The sequence below is a fragment of the Rhodobacter sp. P2_H5 genome, from assembly GCF_056403335.1.
In genome coordinates this window covers 39,156-55,820 of sequence record NZ_JBFUFS010000024.1, presented here as the reverse complement: position 1 = coordinate 55,820, position 16,665 = coordinate 39,156, and the positions used below count along the sequence as shown (strand labels likewise).

At 66.6% G+C, this 16,665-nt stretch carries 14 protein-coding genes; 6 read left to right on the top strand and 8 right to left on the bottom strand.

The features are described 5' to 3' along the window. Nucleotides 1–409 (top strand): transposase (locus AC1DVR_RS21195; RefSeq protein WP_478002608.1); only part of this gene is annotated, 409 nt, incomplete at its 5' end. Nucleotides 410–464: 55 nt separating this feature from the next. Here the strand turns inward: AC1DVR_RS21195 and AC1DVR_RS21190 are convergent. The 3 genes from AC1DVR_RS21190 to AC1DVR_RS21180 form a co-directional block, all read right to left on the bottom strand. Beyond that, on the bottom strand, nt 465–971 hold the full coding sequence (locus AC1DVR_RS21190) for an REP-associated tyrosine transposase (RefSeq protein ID WP_478002607.1): 507 nt from the start codon (nt 969–971) through the stop codon (nt 465–467). A 99-nt stretch (nt 972–1,070) separates the two neighbouring features. After that, entirely contained in the window at nt 1,071–2,768 is a 1,698-nt protein-coding gene (locus tag AC1DVR_RS21185; protein WP_478002606.1) for a glycosyltransferase family 4 protein, read from the bottom strand. Next, nucleotides 2,765–3,571, bottom strand: coding sequence for a class I SAM-dependent methyltransferase (locus AC1DVR_RS21180; protein ID WP_478002605.1), 807 nt, complete (start codon nt 3,569–3,571; stop codon nt 2,765–2,767). Before AC1DVR_RS21180 ends, AC1DVR_RS21185 begins: the two co-directional genes overlap by 4 nt. A gap of 246 nt (nt 3,572–3,817) precedes the next feature. Between AC1DVR_RS21180 and cobS the strand changes: the two genes are divergently transcribed. Together cobS and AC1DVR_RS21170 are read left to right on the top strand one after the other, a co-directional pair. Then, entirely contained in the window at nt 3,818–4,792 is a 975-nt protein-coding gene (gene cobS / locus AC1DVR_RS21175; RefSeq protein ID WP_478002604.1) for a cobaltochelatase subunit CobS, read from the top strand. Nucleotides 4,793–4,808: 16 nt separating this feature from the next. Further along, a complete protein-coding gene (locus AC1DVR_RS21170; protein WP_478002610.1) occupies nt 4,809–5,495 on the top strand; it encodes an aspartate/glutamate racemase family protein in 687 nt (228 codons plus the stop codon). A gap of 372 nt (nt 5,496–5,867) precedes the next feature. On the opposite strand, the gene AC1DVR_RS21165 is transcribed toward AC1DVR_RS21170, so the two are convergent. Then, nucleotides 5,868–6,500, bottom strand: coding sequence for a DnaJ domain-containing protein (locus tag AC1DVR_RS21165; protein WP_478002603.1), 633 nt, complete (start codon nt 6,498–6,500; stop codon nt 5,868–5,870). A 71-nt stretch (nt 6,501–6,571) separates the two neighbouring features. Here AC1DVR_RS21165 and AC1DVR_RS21160 point away from each other — a divergent pair, with 71 nt between their 5' ends. Beyond that, nucleotides 6,572–6,823, top strand: coding sequence for a BolA family protein (locus AC1DVR_RS21160; RefSeq protein ID WP_478002609.1), 252 nt, complete (start codon nt 6,572–6,574; stop codon nt 6,821–6,823). 98 nt (nt 6,824–6,921) lie between these two features. Here the strand turns inward: AC1DVR_RS21160 and AC1DVR_RS21155 are convergent, their stop codons facing one another. Together AC1DVR_RS21155 and ptsP are read right to left on the bottom strand one after the other, a co-directional pair. Continuing rightward, the gene (locus AC1DVR_RS21155) at nt 6,922–9,063 is read right to left on the bottom strand and encodes a malate synthase G (protein ID WP_478002602.1); all 2,142 of its coding nucleotides are present in this window, start codon (nt 9,061–9,063) and stop codon (nt 6,922–6,924) included. 198 nt (nt 9,064–9,261) lie between these two features. Beyond that, nucleotides 9,262–11,499 (bottom strand): phosphoenolpyruvate--protein phosphotransferase, encoded by a 2,238-nt coding sequence (ptsP, locus tag AC1DVR_RS21150; RefSeq protein ID WP_478002601.1) that lies wholly within the window; start codon nt 11,497–11,499, stop codon nt 9,262–9,264. Between the two features lie 360 nt (nt 11,500–11,859). On the opposite strand from ptsP, the gene AC1DVR_RS21145 reads away from it, so the two are divergent. Continuing rightward, entirely contained in the window at nt 11,860–12,540 is a 681-nt protein-coding gene (locus AC1DVR_RS21145; RefSeq protein WP_478002600.1) for a hypothetical protein, read from the top strand. A gap of 71 nt (nt 12,541–12,611) precedes the next feature. On the opposite strand, the gene AC1DVR_RS21140 is transcribed toward AC1DVR_RS21145, so the two are convergent. Continuing rightward, nucleotides 12,612–13,871, bottom strand: a complete 1,260-nt coding sequence (locus AC1DVR_RS21140; RefSeq protein WP_478002599.1) for an aspartate kinase — start codon at nt 13,869–13,871, stop codon at nt 12,612–12,614. Nucleotides 13,872–14,175: 304 nt separating this feature from the next. On the opposite strand from AC1DVR_RS21140, the gene AC1DVR_RS21135 reads away from it, so the two are divergent. After that, complete coding sequence (locus AC1DVR_RS21135; protein ID WP_478002598.1) at nt 14,176–15,681, top strand: pyruvate kinase; 1,506 nt, start codon at nt 14,176–14,178, stop codon at nt 15,679–15,681. A gap of 15 nt (nt 15,682–15,696) precedes the next feature. Here the strand turns inward: AC1DVR_RS21135 and AC1DVR_RS21130 are convergent, their stop codons facing one another. Further along, the gene (locus tag AC1DVR_RS21130) at nt 15,697–16,569 is read right to left on the bottom strand and encodes a bestrophin family protein (RefSeq protein WP_478002597.1); all 873 of its coding nucleotides are present in this window, start codon (nt 16,567–16,569) and stop codon (nt 15,697–15,699) included. Nucleotides 16,570–16,665 lie beyond the last annotated feature (96 nt).

The following is a 16,665-nucleotide window of genomic DNA, read 5'->3' as shown; positions in this document are numbered from 1 at the left end:
CCTGATCGAAAGCCGGGACGCCCTGGCCAGCGCCAGCCGCCGTTTGCGATCGGCCCCCGGGATCGGACCTGTACTGGCCGCCGTGATCCTCGCCCGCCTGCCAGAGCTTGGACAGCTCGATCACCGGCGCATCGCGGCCCTGGCCGGGATGGCACCCCACGCCCGCGATTCAGGCACCCTGCGCGGCAAACGCCGCATCTGGGGCGGGCGACCCGCCATCAGACGCAGCCTCTATCTGGCCGGCCTCATCGCCTCRCGCCACGATCCGAACATCAAAGCCTTCRGAGCACGACTCGCCGCCGCCGGAAAACCGACAAAAGTCGCCATCATCGCCTGCGCAAGAAAACTCCTGACAATTCTCAACGCAATGGTCAAAACAGGCAAAGACTACAACCAAACCAAAGCCTGAAAGACAGTTGCTACCGGACAGCGGTGCGCGCAGGGCCGGGGGCGCGGCCCGAGGGTCAGATCGCGGTGAGGTGGGGCTGGGCGGGTTGCGGGGGCGCCGGTCTGACCTTGTTGAAGCTGGAATAGGGCCAAAGCTCGGCTGCGGTGACGAGGCCGTGTTTGACGGGATTGGTCCGGCAATGGTCCAGCGCGCGGCGGAAATCGGCTTCGTCCCGGATCGCGTGTTCATAGAAGCGGCGCTGCCAGATGCCCTTTTCGCGTTTGGCCAGAAGGCTGGGGCGGGGGCTCTCTCCCTGCGGGATGGCATGCGAGAAGAGCGCCTTGATCCGGCGCCAGCGTTCGGAATACCAGACGCCGCCCTCGGGTTCGGTCCAGACCGCGTGGAGGTGATCGGGCAGCACCACCATGGCGTGGCAGGTCACCGGATATTCGCGTGAGCTGCGCGCATAGGCGTAGCGCAGGCTTTCGATATGGTCGGTCAAGAGGGTGCTGCCCCGCGTCTCCAGCCGGACGGTGAAGAAATAGGTGGCACCGGGGATGAGGAGGCGGCGGTATTGGGTCATGCCCGCAGTCTCGGGCAGATTGGTTAAGAATGGGTTGATGGCGCCCATCGTGGCGGACCCCGGTGGGATATTTCGGTCAAGGTGAACCCGGCGGCCCTGTCAGCTGCGGCGGATGAAGTCGTATTTCAGGAGCCACATCAGCACGCGTTCGACGAAGATGTCGCGCAGGCCGGTGGCGGTGCAGATCAGCGCGACGGTGGCCTTGCCGGATTGCACGGCGGCATAGACCTGGGCGATCTGCGCCGGCTCGGCGAAGATCCGGTTCAGGCCCTGGTAATTGCGCAGGGCCAGGACCTCGTCCAGGGGCGCGAGACCCTTGCGGTCGGGGGCGTGGAAGCTTTGGGTCAGGGGGCTGGTCGTCTCGGTCGGATAGCCGCCGAACAGGAGCGTGGGCGAAGGCGCCACGGGCAGCGAGAAGCCGCGGATCCGGAAGGCCCGGGCGCTGGCAGCCTTCTTGCGGGCGGCCTGTTCGGCCCAGAGCGCCTGCATCTGCGGGATGACCGCCTTCCAGTCGTAGAGGTTTTTCACCCTGTGCAGGGCCGCAGCCCCCATCCGGGCCCTGAGGTCGGGGTTTGTGGCCAGGGCGAGGATCTTGGCCTTCATGTCGCCCATGTCGAGCTCGGTCATCGCCGAGACCGCGGCGCAATACTGGGTGTAGTCGTCGATCCCGCCCTGCAGGCGCAGGCTTTCGTTGGCCAGATGCACCGGGCCCAGCATCCGCGAGGTCACCCGCAGGCCGACATCCGGGGTGATCGTGTCTTTCATCCCGTCCCAATCTGACGCCAGCACCGGCAGGCCGGCCGCCATCCCCTCCAGCGGCGCCAGGCCGAAGGTTTCCTGGATGTTGTCGATCATGAAGAGGAAGACATCGGCGCCCGACAACGTCTCGCGCCGGTCCTCGGCCTTCGCACCATCGAGCAGGAGGAAGCCGACATCGGGCATCAGGCGGGCGGCGCCCTCAGTGAAGACCTTCTTGGCATAGGGCTGGCGGAAGATGCCGCACATCACGACATGCAGCTTGACCCCGGGCGGCAGCTCGGCGGCGGCGGCTTGCATCGCAAGGTAGATCGGGATCGGGTCGAACTTCTCATGCGGCGAGAGGCGGGCGATGGTGGCGAAGACCACATCCTCGGGCCCCGCGCCAAGCCGCGCCCGCAGGGCGGCGCGGGCGGCGTCGTTGCGGGCGAAATCCTCGGTATGGATGCCAAGCGGGATCACCGGGAACATCGGCCGCGCCGGGGGCTGGGTGCCGAAGCGGTGGCGGATGTGGTTGTCGATCAGGTCCATCTGGGTCAGCACCGCGCCCTGCACCGCGCGCGAGGTGCAGATCAGCGCGTCCCATTCCATCACCGGGGCCATGCGCAGATCGAACAGCCCCTGCATGATCCCCGGGGTCGAGGTCGTATGGGTGATGCCGCAGATCCCCCAGGCGCCGGTGCCGTGATCCGCCCGCCGCCAGGCCTCGCCCGAGATATTGGCCGCCGGGTAATACATCACCTCGACGGGCGCCATCATCTGCGGCCGCACCAGGCCCACGGCGCGCAGGGGCTTGTCGGGGCGTATCTCGCGGAGCAGGGCGCCGACTTCGTCCGCCTCGGTCGAGGTTTTGGCGAGGATGACGAATTCCTCCACCGCGCCATGGCGCAGGAAGCCCTTGAGGAAGCTCTCCCCGGCGACGCGGCGGCCGTTGATGCCCTTGTCGCCGGGGCGGTAGCCGTCCGAGGCGTAGAACAGGGCGGCATTGGCCAGGGGCGCGGCGGAAGGCGGGTTGGCGGAAGGCGGGGGGAGGTCTGTCATAGGTGTCGCATCCAGAGCCAGGGCGTGGGAGAGGTCCGCCACTCCCAAAGGGCGATCAGGCGGTCAAGGTCGGAGAGTTCCTCCATCCAGTCGGGCAGGGCGGAGGGGTCCAGCTTGCGGTCGATCCGCCGGATCTGGTGGCTGGCGGCGAAGCGGTCGGTCAGGGTCCGGGTGATGCCGGGCACCAGCCCCTCGTGGCATTCGACGAGGATATCGGCCTGCAACAGGCCGGGGGCGGCCACCGGGTCGAGAAGGGCGGCCTCGGCACCCTCGATGTCGCAGAGGACGAGCGTAGGCTGGGTCAGGGCCAGGTCGAAATCGGCATGGGTGAAGAGGCCGCCGACCGTGACCCTTTCGGCCACTCCATTGCGGGCGGCCAGCGCCTTGCACAGGTCTTGCGCCCGGGCATCGGCATCGCGGGCCAGAACCCGCGTCTGGGGCATCCGCAGGGCGAGGCCCACGGCGTAATAGCCCTCTGCCGCGCCGATATCGATGACCAGCGGATAGGCGCGCGCCACGATCTCTTCGATCACCGGGATCAGCGAGGCCTCATAGCAGCCCAGTAGCCGGGCGCTGCGCGACCCTTCCGACGCGCCGCCGCCGTAATCCATCCCCCGAAACGGCCCCGACAGCACCCGCGTGCCGGAACGTTTGACCAGCGTATTGGCCACCACCTCGGCCCGCCATTTCGCCAGCGTGCGCAGCGCCGAGTTTAGCACCGCCGCATCGGCGGGCATGGCCGCAAGACGGCGCAGCGCTTCGGTGGCCAAGAGGGTGAGACGCGTGGCGGGCAAAGGGTCCATCAATTCCTGCTTTGCCCTATCGTTAGCGACAGGCCCGGCAGCTGTAAATCGACCGTTTGGCTGGGGAAGGATTTCCCCCGCGCGCTTGCTTTTGCGGAAAATCCGCCCGCCGGGCGGGTCGGGGGCGCAAAGAACCGCCTCGGGACCAAAGCACCGCCTTTGCGACCCTTCTGCGACCCCTCGCCCTCTTGCAGCCCCGCGCCTTATGGTTCACAGATGACGAGCAACTTATTTGGGCCGAAAACGATGCTGGATACCGCTGTGAAACCCACCGAAGAAATCTCTGTCCGCGAGGTCTTCGGCATTGACACCGACATGAAGGTCAAGGGCTTTGCCGACCGCACCGACCGCGTGCCGGAAATTGACCCGACCTACAAGTTCGACCCGGACACTACCTTGGCCATTCTGGCGGGCTTTGCCTATAACCGCCGGGTGATGATCCAGGGCTATCACGGCACGGGCAAATCGACCCATATCGAACAAGTTGCGGCGCGGCTGAACTGGCCTTGCGTCCGCATCAACCTCGACAGCCACATCAGCCGGATCGACCTGATCGGCAAGGATGCGATCAAGCTGCGCGACGGCAAGCAGGTGACCGAGTTCCACGAGGGCATCCTGCCCTGGGCCTTGCGCAACAATGTGGCCATCGTGTTCGACGAATACGACGCCGGCCGGGCCGACGTGATGTTCGTCATCCAGCGCGTGCTGGAACATGACGGCAAGCTGACCCTGCTGGACCAGAACGAGATCATCACGCCCAGCCCCTATTTCCGCCTGTTTGCCACCGCCAACACGGTCGGCCTCGGCGACACCACCGGCCTCTACCATGGCACCCAGCAGATCAACCAGGCCCAGATGGACCGCTGGAGCCTTGTGGCCACGCTGAACTATCTGTCCCACGACGCCGAAGCCGCCATCGTCCTGGCGAAAAGCCCGCATTACAATTCCGAAAAGGGCCGCAAGACGATCTCGCAGATGGTGACCGTGGCTGACCTGACCCGGACCGCCTTCATGAACGGCGACCTCTCCACCGTGATGAGCCCGCGCACCGTGCTGAACTGGGCGCAAAACGCCGAGATCTTCCGCAACGTGGGCTATGCCTTCCGCCTGAGCTTCCTGAACAAGTGCGACGAGCTGGAGCGCCAGACCGTGGCCGAATTCTACCAGCGCTGCTTTGGCGAGGAACTGCCGGAGAGCGCCGTCTCGATGGCCATGAAGTGAGATGCCGGCCCGATCGCTGCATATCGGGCTGATCGGCGGCATCGGGCCTGCGGCGACGGTGGTCTATTACCAGCGCCTCTGCGCCGCAATGCGGGCGCGCGGGGCGCGGCTTGAGTTGACCATCGTGCAGGCCGACATTCAGGAATTGATCGCCAACAACCTGGCGGATCGGCGGGACGCGCAGGCGCAGGTCTACGCCGGCCTGATCGACCGGCTGAAGGCCGCAGGCTGCGATTGCGCCGCGATCACCTCGCTCGGCGGCCATTTCTGCTTTGCCGAGACTGCGGCGCTGTCGTCGCTGCCCCTGGTCAGCGCGGTAACCCCGCTCGACGCCCATTTCGCGGCCGAGGGCATCGGTTGCGTCGGATTGCTCGGCACCCGGGTCGTGATGCGGACCCGGCTTTACGGCCAACTGGCGCGGACCCGCGCCCTCGCGCTCGATGACGAGATCGAAGAGCTCGGCCAAACCTACCAGGACATGGCCGTGAGCGGGACCTGCACGGAGGCCACCCGCGAGGCGTTTTTCGCTGCGGGCCGCCGGATGGTCGCGCGCGGGGCCGAGGCGATCGTCCTGGCCGGCACTGACCTCAACCTCGCCTTCGACGGCCATGACCCCGGCTATCGGGTGATCGACGCGCTGGATGTCCATGTCGCGGTCCTGGCCGACCTCGCCTCCGGCGCGACCGCTCCGCCCCAGGCCTGACCGCGCTCTGCGGGCGGGCCCGCGATGCAAGAGAGATGCAGCAGAGCTCGGTTCTTACCCGGCAAAGGCGACCCCAGATTCTGGACCCCAGACTCTGGACCCCAGACTTTGGACCCCAGACTTTGGACCCCAGACTTTGGACCGCAGAGCCTTTGCCCCAGAACCAGGACAGGGCACGCTCCTAGCCGCCATTCGGCCCATGCCGCGCTCCTGCCATCAAGAAAGCTCGCACCGCCCCGGGACCGCCGCATCCGCATGGCGCTTTGCCCTGATTTTCTCCTCACCCAAGCCCTTTGCGCTTTGCGCAAATACTCCACGGGTGGTCCGGAGGGTGTGAAACCCTCCGGGGCCCGCCAAGGGCGGTCGCGCCGGCTATTCCTTGAAGAACCGGCTGTCCTTGATCTGATCCCAGGCCCAGACCACCTGCTGCAACCGCTCCTCGTCAGACCGGTCGCCGCCGTTCATGTCGGGGTGGAGGTCCTTGACCAGGCTCTTGTACTGCTTGCGGATCTCCGTCTTGGTCCAGGTGTCGCGTGCGTCCATGATCTCCAGCGCCTTGCGCTCGGTCGGCGGCAGCTTGCGCGTGGCGTTCGAGGTCGGGGCCGCCTTGTTCTGCGTGCCCTTCTCGCCCAGGATATCCATCGGGTCATTGACGCCCAGCCGCGCCCAGGAGCGGCCATCGTCCTTGCGGCTGAAGGGGGTGGTCTCGCGCTCCCACAGACGGTCCTTTTCGAGGAGTTTCTGGAACTCCTCGTCGGTGGCCGCGCCGAAGAAGTTCCACTTCAGATTATACTCGCGCACATGGTCGCGGCAGAACCAGAAGAACTCGTTCAGATGGTCCGGCGACTTCGGCGCGCGGTAGGCGCCCTTCTCCTTGCAGTCGGGATAATCGCAGGCCCGATTGGCCGCTTCCGAGGCGCCGGTCATGCCGCGACGGCCCGTTTTGCGCTTCGCCTTGTCAGAGGAAACGCGGATATCAAATTCAAACGGGGGACGACTGGACATTCGAGGGCCTTTCCGACTCGGGGCGTCAAGGATAGGGCATCTGTCAGCAGATTGAAGGGGGTACGGTGAAAATGACGATAAAGGATGACATCGAGGCACGGCTGCGCGCGACTTTCCGCGTGACGACGCTGGAGGTGGTGAACGAAAGCCACCGCCACGCCGGGCATTCGGGCGACGATGGCAGCGGCGAAAGCCATTTCGCGGTGATGCTGCGCGCGCCCGAACTGGCCGCGATGCCCCGCGTCGCGCGCCACCGCGCGGTGCAGGCGGCGCTCGGCGATATCCACCAGCGCCTGCATGCCCTGGCGCTCGATCTGGGCTGAGGCCCGATTTTTCGGCGAAAAATCGAAGCCCGGTGTCAGCCCGGCGCGACCTTGGCCGCAGGCGCGATTTTTCGCCGAAAAATCGTGGCCCCTTGGCCTCAGCCGCGCTTCTTCAGCAACCGCCGGGCATGCAGGATCGGTTCGGTATAGCCCGAGGGCTGGACGCGGCCCTGGAAGATCAGGTCATGCGCCGCCATGAAGGCGAGGCCGTCGCAAGCGGGCGCCATCGGCGTATAGGCGGGGTCGCCGGCGTTCTGGCGGTCCACGACCTCGGCCATCTTGCGCAGGGCGCCTTCGACCTGCGCGGCGCTCACCACGCCATGATGCAGCCAGTTCGCGATATGCTGGGCAGAGATGCGGCAGGTGGCGCGGTCCTCCATCAGGCCCACGTCGTTGATGTCGGGCACCTTGGAGCAGCCCACCCCCTGGTCGATCCAGCGTACGACATAGCCGAGGATGCCCTGCGCGTTGTTCTCGACCTCGCGCAGGATCTGGCCGCCGCCCCAACGCCGGTAGCTGGCCAGCGGGATCTCGAGCAGCGTCTCGACATAGGCGCGCCGCCCGCCCGCCGCGAGCCGCTTCTGCACGGCAAAGACATCGACCTTGTGGTAATGCAGCGCATGGAGGATCGCCGCGGTGGGCGAGGGGACCCAGGCGCAGTTCGCCCCGGCCTTGGGATGTTCGATCTTCTGTTCCAGCATCGCGGCCATCAGGTCGGGCGCCGCCCACATGCCCTTGCCGATCTGCGCCCGGCCCGACAACCCGCATTCCAGCCCGATATCGACATTCTGGTTCTCGTAAGCCCCGATCCAGGACTTGCGCTTGATGAAATCCTTGCGGCTGAAGGGCCCGGCCTCCATCGAGGTGTGGATCTCGTCCCCGGTGCGGTCGAGAAAGCCGGTGTTGATGAAGGCCAGCCGGTGGCGCGCCGCCCGGATGCATTCCTTGAGGTTGGCCGAGGTCCGCCGCTCCTCGTCCATCACGCCGAGCTTCACCGTGTTGGGCGGCAGGCCGAGGAATTCCTCGACCTGCGAGAAGGTCGCGTCGGCAAAAGCTACTTCCTGCGGCCCGTGCATCTTGGGTTTGACGATATAGACCGAACCGTGATGCGAATTGCGCGGGCCGGCCACGCGGGCAAGGTCGTGCTTGGCGATCAGCACCGTGATGGCGGCATCCATCAGGCCCTCGAACACCTCGTTGCCCTCGCGGTCGAGGATGGCCGGGTTGGTCATCAGATGGCCGACATTGCGGATCCACATCAGGGCCCGGCCCTTCAGCGTCAGGGTGCCGCCATCCGGCGCCGTGAAGTTGCGGTCCTCGTTCAGGTGGCGGTGGACGGTCTGGCCGCCCTTGCTGAAATCGGCCGAAAGATTGCCTTTCATTAGGCCCAGCCAATTGGCATAGGCCTGCACCTTGTCCTCGGCATCCACACAGGCGACCGAATCCTCGCAATCCATGATGGCCGAGACGGCGGCCTCCAGCACGATATCGGCCAGAAGCGCCTGATCATGCGATCCAATCATATGGGCGCGGTCGAAGACCAATTCGACATGCAACCCGTTGTTGCAGAGCAGTACCGAGTCGGGCGCCTTGGGATTGCCCTTGTAGCCCACGAATTTCTCAGGGGTGATCAGCGGCGCGTCATCGACCAGCAAAGCGCCTTCCTTGACGTAATAGCGCCGCACGTCGGCGTGGCTGGTGCCGACCAGGGGGAAAGCCTCGTCCAGAAACACCCGCGCACGGGCCACGACCCGCGCGCCACGGCCGCGGTCATAGCCGCCCTTGGGCGCGGGGCTGCCCATCGCATCGGTGCCGTAGAAGGCGTCATAGAGGCTGCCCCAGCGCGCATTGGCGGCGTTCAGCGCATAGCGGGCATTGGTGATCGGCACCACCAGCTGCGGCCCGGGCACCGAGGAAATCTCGGGGTCGATGCCTGAGGTCTTGATCTGGAAAGACGGGCCCTCGGGCTGCAGGTAGTCGATCCGGCGCAGGAACTCGACATATTCTTCGGGGTCATGCGGGCCGTTGCGGTTCTGCACATGCCAGGCGTCGATCTTGGCCTGCAGATCCTCGCGCCTGGCCAGAAGGGCGCGGTTCTTCGGCCCCATCTCATGGATCAGCGAGGACAGTCCGGACCAGAAGGCCGCGGCGGTCACGCCGCTGCCCGGCAGGGCCTGATCTTCGACAAACCGGACGAGGCATTCCTCGACCTTGAGCTCGGCGCGGGCGATACGGGCCATGGCAGTCCTCCCCAGGTGATCCTGATATCAGACAGGAAAGCCGGAGGTTTCGCAAGCAAAGCCCCCGCCGTGGGGCGGGGGGACGGCGCAGAAGCCCAATCAGGAGGCAGGGGCACTCCAGAAGACTGGCCCGATCAGCCGCGTGGCCCAACTCAGACGGCGCACCCCTTCAGCAGGCAGAGGGCCCCGCCGCCACCGTCACAGATCAAGGCCGGAGAGATAGTCCATCAGCGCGCCCCGCACGCTTTCCTGGCCCTCGCCTCTGGCCTGGTCGATCACCTCGCGCGCCGCCGAAAGATCGGCGGCCCTGAGCAGTGCCTTGACCGGGCCGATCGAGGCCGGGCGCATCGACAGCGCGCGCAGACCCATGGCGGCCAGGGCCAGCGCCTCGACCGGGCGACCGGCATCCTCGCCGCAGAAGGACAGCTTGGTGCCATGGGGCGCACAGCGCCGCACCACATGTTCGAGGAAGCCAAGGAAGGAGACGTTCAGCACGTCATAGCGCTTGCGCACACGTTCATTCTCGCGGTCGGCGGCGAAGAAGAACTGCTTGAGGTCATTGCCGCCGATCGAGATGAAATCGACCAGACGGAAGAAGTCATCCGGCGCGTAGGCCAGCGAGGGCGTCTCCAGCATGGCGCCGATTTTCACGTCGCGCGGCACGACATGGCCGAGGCTTTTCTCGCGGTGGATCTCACGCAGGACATGGCTGCGGGCCGACTTGAACTCGCCGAACTCGCTGACGAAGGGGAACATGATCTGCAGATCGCGGCCATTGGCGGCGCGCAGCAGGGCCTGCACCTGCATGCGCAACACGCCCGGCTTGTCCAGACCGACCCGGATGGCGCGCCAGCCCATCGCGGGGTTCGGTTCGTCATTGGGCTTCATATAGGGCAGCACCTTGTCCGACCCGATATCCAGCGTGCGGAAGGCCACGGGCTTGCCATGTGCCGCATCCATCACGCGGGCGTAGAGCGAGGCCAGTTCGGCGCGCTGGGGCATCTTGTTGCGGACGAGGAACTGCAACTCGGTGCGGAAGAGGCCGACGCCCTCGGCCCCCGATCCCACCAGCGAGGGCAGGTCGGCCATCAGCCCGGCATTCATCAAAAGGTCGACCTTCACCCCATCGGCCGAGGTGGCGGGCAGGTCGCGCAGGGAGGCATAGCGCAGCTGCGCCTCGGCCTGCATGGCGATCTTGTCGCGGAACGACCGCGCGATGGTTTCCTCGGCGCGCAGATGCACCAGGCCCTGATCGCCATCGACCAGGATCGCATTGCCGTTCAACGCGTCCGAGGTGATGCCCTTGGCGTGGATCACCATCGGGATCGCCAGCGCCCGCGCCACCACGGCGGCGTGCGATCCGACCGAGCCTTCCTCCAGCACGACGCCCTTGAGCTTGCGGCCGTACTCCAGCAGTTCCGCCGGGCCGATGTTGCGCGCGACCAGCACCGGATTGTCGGGCATCGCAGCCCCGGTGTCGCGGCCCTGTCCGGTCAGGATGCGCAGAAGGCGGTTGGAGAGGTCGTCCAGATCGTGCAGGCGTTCGCGCAGGTAGGCGTCCTCGACCTGTTCCAGCCGGTTGCGGGCGGTGGATTGTTCTTTCTCGACAGCGGCTTCGGCGGAAAGGCCGCGCTGGATATCCTCCTCCATCCGGCGCAGCCAGCCGCGCGAATGGGCAAACATCCGGTAAGCCTCCAGCACGGCTTTCTGGTCCTTGTCGAGGCTTTCGGCCGCCAGAAGGTCATCGACCGAGACGCGCAGGACGCCCACCGCCTCGCGGATGCGGTCGATCTCGGTCAGGGGGTCGTCGGCGACCGGGTTGGTCACGACAACACGGGGTTCATGCAGCCAGACCTTGCCCTCGGCGGCACCCTCTTGTCCGGTGGTGCCACGGTAGAGCATCGGCTGGCGGTGCAGCGCCAGACCATTGTCGCCACCAAAGGCGCCCAGTTCGGCCATTTCGGCCAGAACCATCGCCACGACCTCGATCGCGTCGATCTCGTCCTCGGCATAGATGCGGGCGGCCTTGGATTGCAGCACCAGAACCCCCAGCCTTTCGCCGACGCGCTGGATCGGCACGCCGAGGAAGGAGGAGTAGATCTCCTCCCCCGTCTCGGGCATGAAGCGGAAGCCCTTTTCGGCAGGGGCATTGGCGGTGTTGACCGGCTGGCCCAGACGGGCGACCCGGCCCACCAGCCCCTCGCCCAGCTTCATCCGCGTCTTGTGGACGGCATCCTTGCGCAGGCCTTCGGTGGCGCACAGCTCCAGCGTTTCGGCATCGCGGAACAGGTAGATCGAGCAAACCTCGGTCCCCATCGAATCCGCGATGATATGGGTGATGCGGTCCAGCCGGTCCTGCCCGACATTGGGCATGCCCAGCACATCGCGCAAACGGCGCAAGAGCTTGCGGCTGTCGCTTTCCTTCCGTTCGCCCATGGTGATCCCCTGTGGCCCGCGCCGTGGACGGCCCTGTGGTCGACCCCGAGGCCAACCTGCCGCCTTTGGGTACTTATCACCCGCTTCCGCCGGTTGCGGAAGGGGCCGGGCGGTTAAATTCGCGGTCAAAGCTGCAAAATCGCCGGGCGGGGCCGGGAATGGCCGGCGCTGCCCAGGCTTTGGGCGCGGCCGGGCGCAAGGGTCGGGGCAGGGGCACGGGGCGAGCGGACCAGGGCCCCTATTGCGCGGTTGACCTGCGGTGGAACAAGCTTAAAATCGGCAGGATGCGCTGGCCGTATTGGGTGCCGGTGGCAAGGGCCCCGAGGGGCCGGCGGTCATTGTTTAAGGAGGGCGCGGGTCATGCGACATATTTTGGGAATGGTGATGATGCTGACCGGGGCCGCTTCGCTGCCCGCGGCGGCGACGGTCAACGGCATGGCCAGCTTTCCCGTGCCGGAGGGGCAAGGCCTGCCCCTGGCGCCGGATCTGCCGCTGATCTTCGTGCAGTCCACCGAAGGGCAGGCGCCCGAACGGACCGACCGGCCCGACCCCTACGCCGCCCCGGTCCCGCCCGGCACGCCGAAGGATGCCGTGGGGGTGACGCCCGCGGCGACGGCGGCGCTGGTCGCCATGCTCGCCGATGGCACAAAGCAGTGCCAGCGGCTGAAGGACCCGACGCTGAACCTCGACTGTCTGAGCTATGAATACTGGCTCGCCGCCCAGAACCTGTCGTGGAAAAGCGGCTATGGCTCGGCCCGGGTGGCACTTTTGCGCGCGGCGGACCAGTTGCACGCTCTGGCGCAGGACAATGCCGCGCCGGGGATGCCGCCGGTCCGTGCGACGCTGGGCGGCAAGCCGACCCAGCGCAAGCTGACCCATGTCAAGATGACGCCGCAGGTCGCGGCCAAGGCCGCCGCCATCGTGGAGGAGACCAAGCTGGTGCTTTTGCGCTCCTCCGAAGGGTCCGAACAGCGCCGCACGGCCTATGTCCAGGTCGCGGCCATCGTCGGGTCGACCAAGGTCCTGCTGCGCTCCTCCTGAGCGCGCAAACCCTGCCAAGCAAAAAGGGCGGACCGCAAGTCCCGCCCTTCTTTCCGTCTGACAAGGCCGGATCAGCTGGCCTTGTCGAGCTCGAACGTGTCGTGCAGCGCCTGCACGGCGAGTTCCATGTACTTGCGGTCGATCAGGACCGAGATCTTGATTTCCGAGGTGGTGATGACCTTGATGTTCACATTCTCGGCCGCCAGTGCCGCGAACATCTTGGCGGCCACGCCCGCATGCGACCGCATCCCGATGCCCACGACCGAGATCTTGGCCACGTCGGTGTCGGTGATCAGCTGGGCATAGGCGAACTTTCCTGCCGCCTGCGCCTCTTCGATCGCCTTCCGCGCCCGGATCACCTGATTGGTCGGGCAGGAGAAGGTCATGTCGGTATAGGCGCGCTTGTCGGTCGGGTCGTCATGTTCGGAGATGTTCTGCACGATCATGTCAACGTTCACGCCCGCATCGGCAAGAGGGCCGAAGATGGCGGCGGCGATGCCGGGGCGGTCCTCGACGCGGACCAGGGTCATTTTCGCTTCATCGCGGCTGAAGGCCACGCCAGAGACGACTTTCGATTCCATGATTTCATCCTCGTCGCAGACCAGAGTTCCAGAAGTCTCGTCGGTGTCCTCGAAGGAGGACAGAACGCGCAGCCGCACCTTGTAGCGCATCGCAAGTTCAACCGAACGGGTTTGCAGGACCTTAGCACCCAAGGATGCCAGTTCCAGCATCTCTTCAAAGGCGATCTTGTCCAGCTTGCGCGCCTTTTCCGAGACGCGCGGATCGGTGGTATAGACGCCATCGACGTCGGTGTAGATGTCGCACCGCTCGGCGGCAAAGGCCGCGGCAAAGGCGACGGCGGTGGTATCGGAACCGCCCCGGCCCAGCGTGGTGATCCGGCCTTCGTGGCTGACGCCCTGAAAGCCTGCCACCACGGCAACCTTGAAACCTTCGGCAAACTTGGCGTCGATATTCTCGCGCGGGATGCTGACGAAACGGGCCGAGGAATGCGCCGAGGTCGTGTTGATCGGCACTTGCCAACCCTGCCACGACCGCGCCGGAACGCCCATTTCCTGCAGGCGCAAAGCCATCAGCCCGGCGGTGACATTCTCGCCGCTCGCCACCACCGCGTCATACTCGCGGGCGTCGTAAAGTTTGGAGGTGCCTTCGACCCAGCCGACCAGCTCGTTGGTCTTGCCCGACATGGCCGAGACGATGACGATCACGTCATAGCCACGTTCGACCTCGGCCTGGACCTTCTTCGCGGCATTCTCGATGCGCGCGAGGTCGGCAACCGAAGTCCCTCCGAATTTCATCACCAGAACTGGCATGGTCTTGTCCTGCGCCCCCTTTGCAGAGACTGGCCCCCCCTTTTGCGGGGCAGACCATCTCAAAATCGGCTGCTTCATAGCAGAAGCCGGGCCGGGGGCAAGCGCTGGTCCCCGGAGTGCTGCGGCTTTGTGAAGTTTGCGTGACATTGCAGGCCCGCTTGATCTGGCGCAAACCGCCGCGCCCGGTCGGCGGCATAGACAGGGCCAAACCCCTGACCGGAGCATCCCCATGGAAGCCGCACCCGAAATGACCGCAGACCTGGTCCCGATGACTGCGCCCCCCGCAGATACTGCCCCCGTAATCTTGGCCCCCGAAAACCTGGCCGCCGAAACCTTGGCGCGCGACCTGCTGGGCCGACTGACCACGCTGGACCGCTTTGTCGCCGCCCATGCCGACGAGCGGATGCAGGTCTGGGCGCCGCAGATCGGGCGGGCCGAATTCCGGGCCTCGGCGCGCAACATGGCGGAATGGCTGGCGCTGCGGCAGGGCGACCTTTCGGCCCTGCAGGCGCCGCTGTCGGCGCTGGGCCTCTCGACGCTCGGCCGGCTGGACGGCCATGTCGCGGCCTCGGTCGCGACGGTCCTGGCCGCGCTGTCTCGCATCGCAGGGGGCACGCCCTTGCCCTTTCCGCCCCGCGCCGCCTTTGCGGCGGGCGAGGCGCTGCTGGAAGCCCGGCGCGATGCGCTTTTTGGCGCGCAGGAGCCGGGCGATCCGCGCACCCGCGTCATGGTCACCCTGCCGACCGAGGCGGGCACCGATGGTGGCGCCCTGATCGCCGCTCTTGTTGCGGCGGGGATGGACTGCGTGCGGATCAACTGCGCCCATGACGGAACCGAGGTCTGGGGCGCCATGATCCAGTCGCTGCGCGCCCGGGCCAGCACCCCGCGCATTCCGGTGTCGATGGACCTCGGCGGGCCGAAATTCCGCGTGACGGCAATTGCGGCGGGCAAGAAGGCCGGCGGCGAAAAGCACCTTTTCCTGCCGGGCGACCAGTTCGCTCTGGTGCAGGATCTGGCGGCCGCGCCCAAGGCCCTGTTCAGCGCCACGCTCAGCCATCCGGCTTTGGTGGCCGCGCTCGCGCCGGGGGCGGAGGTCTCGCTTGACGACGGCAAGATCTGGGCCCGGGTGGACAGCGTGGACGAGGGCCGCGCCGTGCTGACGGTGACCCGTGCGCCCGCCAAGGGCGGCAAGATCAAGCCCGAGAAGGGCGTCAACCTGCCCGGCTCGAACCTGCGGGTCGAGGCGCTGACGCCCGAGGACCTCGCCGCGCTGGATTTCGTCGTGGGCCATGCCGATGTCGTCTCCTTCTCTTTCGTGCAGACGGTGGCGGATGTGCAGCAGCTGATCGCCGCCATGCGGGCCCGGCTGAAACCCGGCCAGACGCTGCCCGCCATCGTCCTGAAGATCGAAACCCCGCTGGCCCTGCGCAACCTGCCCGATCTGATCGTGGCGGCGGGTGGCACGGTGCCGGTCGGCGTGATGATCGCCCGCGGCGATCTGGCGGTGGAGATCGGCTTCGACCGCCTGTCCGAGATCCAGGAAGAGATCCTCTGGCTGTGCGAGGCGGCGCAGGTTCCGGTGATCTGGGCGACGCAGGTGCTGGAGGGCATGGTGCGCGACGGTCAGGCCAGCCGCGCCGAGGTGACCGATGCCGCTATGAGCCAGCGCGCCGAATGCGTCATGCTGAACAAGGGCCCCCATGTGGCCGAGGCGGTGCGCTTCCTGCGCGGCGTTCTGGCCCGGATGGACCGCCACCAGTCCAAGAAATCGCCCCGGCTTGGCCCCCTGGCCCTGTGGCGGGCCTTTTGACCGGCGGCGGGCGGCTCAGCTGAGGATGAAATCGCGCGGCATCAGACGCTCGGGCGGTGCGATGTCCAGATGCGGGGCAAGGCTGATCTCCATCCCCCGGCAGATCGCATCCAGCGGCAGCGCGTTCGACGAGACGCCATAGGGATGGGCCAGATCCTCGGTCACTTCGGCGAGGCCGAGGAAGACATAGGCGATCAGGCCGCTGAACAGCGGCGTCATCCAGCCCTCTGGCCCGATCAGCGCGAGGGGGATCAAGAGGCAGTAAAGATAGACGGTGCGGAAGATCAGCAGCGAATAGACATAGGGCAGGGGGGTGGCCGCAATCCGCTCTCCCCCGGCCGAGTTCAGCTCCATCGTGGCCAGACGCTGCGACAGGGTGCGCGCGCCAAAGCCGTCGAGGTGGCCTGCCTGCCGCGCCTCGGCGAGGATGGCGTTCATCTGGTCGAGGGCCGCCGCCGCGCTGGGCGCATCGCCCCAGGCCCGCGCCGCCGCATCGGGGGCCAGCCCGCGCAGCTGGCAGCGGTGCAGATGGGCGAAGGCAAGGCTCAGCCGCAACAGGCGCTTGGTTTCGGGCTTGGGCAGGAAAAGGTCCGCCTCGCGCGACAGGGCGCGCAGATCGACCAGAAGGGCGCCCCAAAGCTTGCGCGCCTCCCACCAGCGGTCATAGGCCGCGTTGTTGCGAAACCCCAGGAACAGCGACAGCGCCACCCCCATGATCGAGAACGGCGTCGCCGGGGATTCGGGCAAGGCCCAGACGTAATGGTCAAAGGCCACCAGCCCCGCCGAGATCGCCATCAAGGTCAGCAGCGTCGGCCCGATATGGGGCAGAACCGAACCCTTCACCGCGAAAAGGATCTCGGTCAGGCCGGGTTTGTCGCGGATGATCATGGTCTTGCCGTTCCTTGCGCCGCCCGGAGCGCCCTGCCTGGTGCCACCCCTTTGCCAAGGGGCCAGATCCCGTTTCTAGGCAGCGCGCCGCAGCGT

What these genes read in the sequence shown, in the direction of transcription:
- ptsP (WP_478002601.1), bottom strand. Translation starts at nt 11,499, where the DNA reads ATGGGCGAACGGAAGGAAAGCGACAGCCGCAAGCTCTTGCGCCGTTTG.
- AC1DVR_RS21165 (WP_478002603.1), bottom strand. Translation starts at nt 6,500, where the DNA reads ATGTCCAGTCGTCCCCCGTTTGAATTTGATATCCGCGTTTCCTCTGAC.
- AC1DVR_RS21140 (WP_478002599.1), bottom strand. Translation starts at nt 13,871, where the DNA reads ATGCCAGTTCTGGTGATGAAATTCGGAGGGACTTCGGTTGCCGACCTC.
- AC1DVR_RS21160 (WP_478002609.1), top strand. Translation starts at nt 6,572, where the DNA reads ATGACGATAAAGGATGACATCGAGGCACGGCTGCGCGCGACTTTCCGC.
- AC1DVR_RS21190 (WP_478002607.1), bottom strand. Translation starts at nt 971, where the DNA reads ATGACCCAATACCGCCGCCTCCTCATCCCCGGTGCCACCTATTTCTTC.
- AC1DVR_RS21180 (WP_478002605.1), bottom strand. Translation starts at nt 3,571, where the DNA reads ATGGACCCTTTGCCCGCCACGCGTCTCACCCTCTTGGCCACCGAAGCG.
- cobS (WP_478002604.1), top strand. Translation starts at nt 3,818, where the DNA reads ATGCTGGATACCGCTGTGAAACCCACCGAAGAAATCTCTGTCCGCGAG.
- AC1DVR_RS21130 (WP_478002597.1), bottom strand. Translation starts at nt 16,569, where the DNA reads ATGATCATCCGCGACAAACCCGGCCTGACCGAGATCCTTTTCGCGGTG.
- AC1DVR_RS21185 (WP_478002606.1), bottom strand. Translation starts at nt 2,768, where the DNA reads ATGACAGACCTCCCCCCGCCTTCCGCCAACCCGCCTTCCGCCGCGCCC.
- AC1DVR_RS21145 (WP_478002600.1), top strand. Translation starts at nt 11,860, where the DNA reads ATGCGACATATTTTGGGAATGGTGATGATGCTGACCGGGGCCGCTTCG.
- AC1DVR_RS21155 (WP_478002602.1), bottom strand. Translation starts at nt 9,063, where the DNA reads ATGGCCCGTATCGCCCGCGCCGAGCTCAAGGTCGAGGAATGCCTCGTC.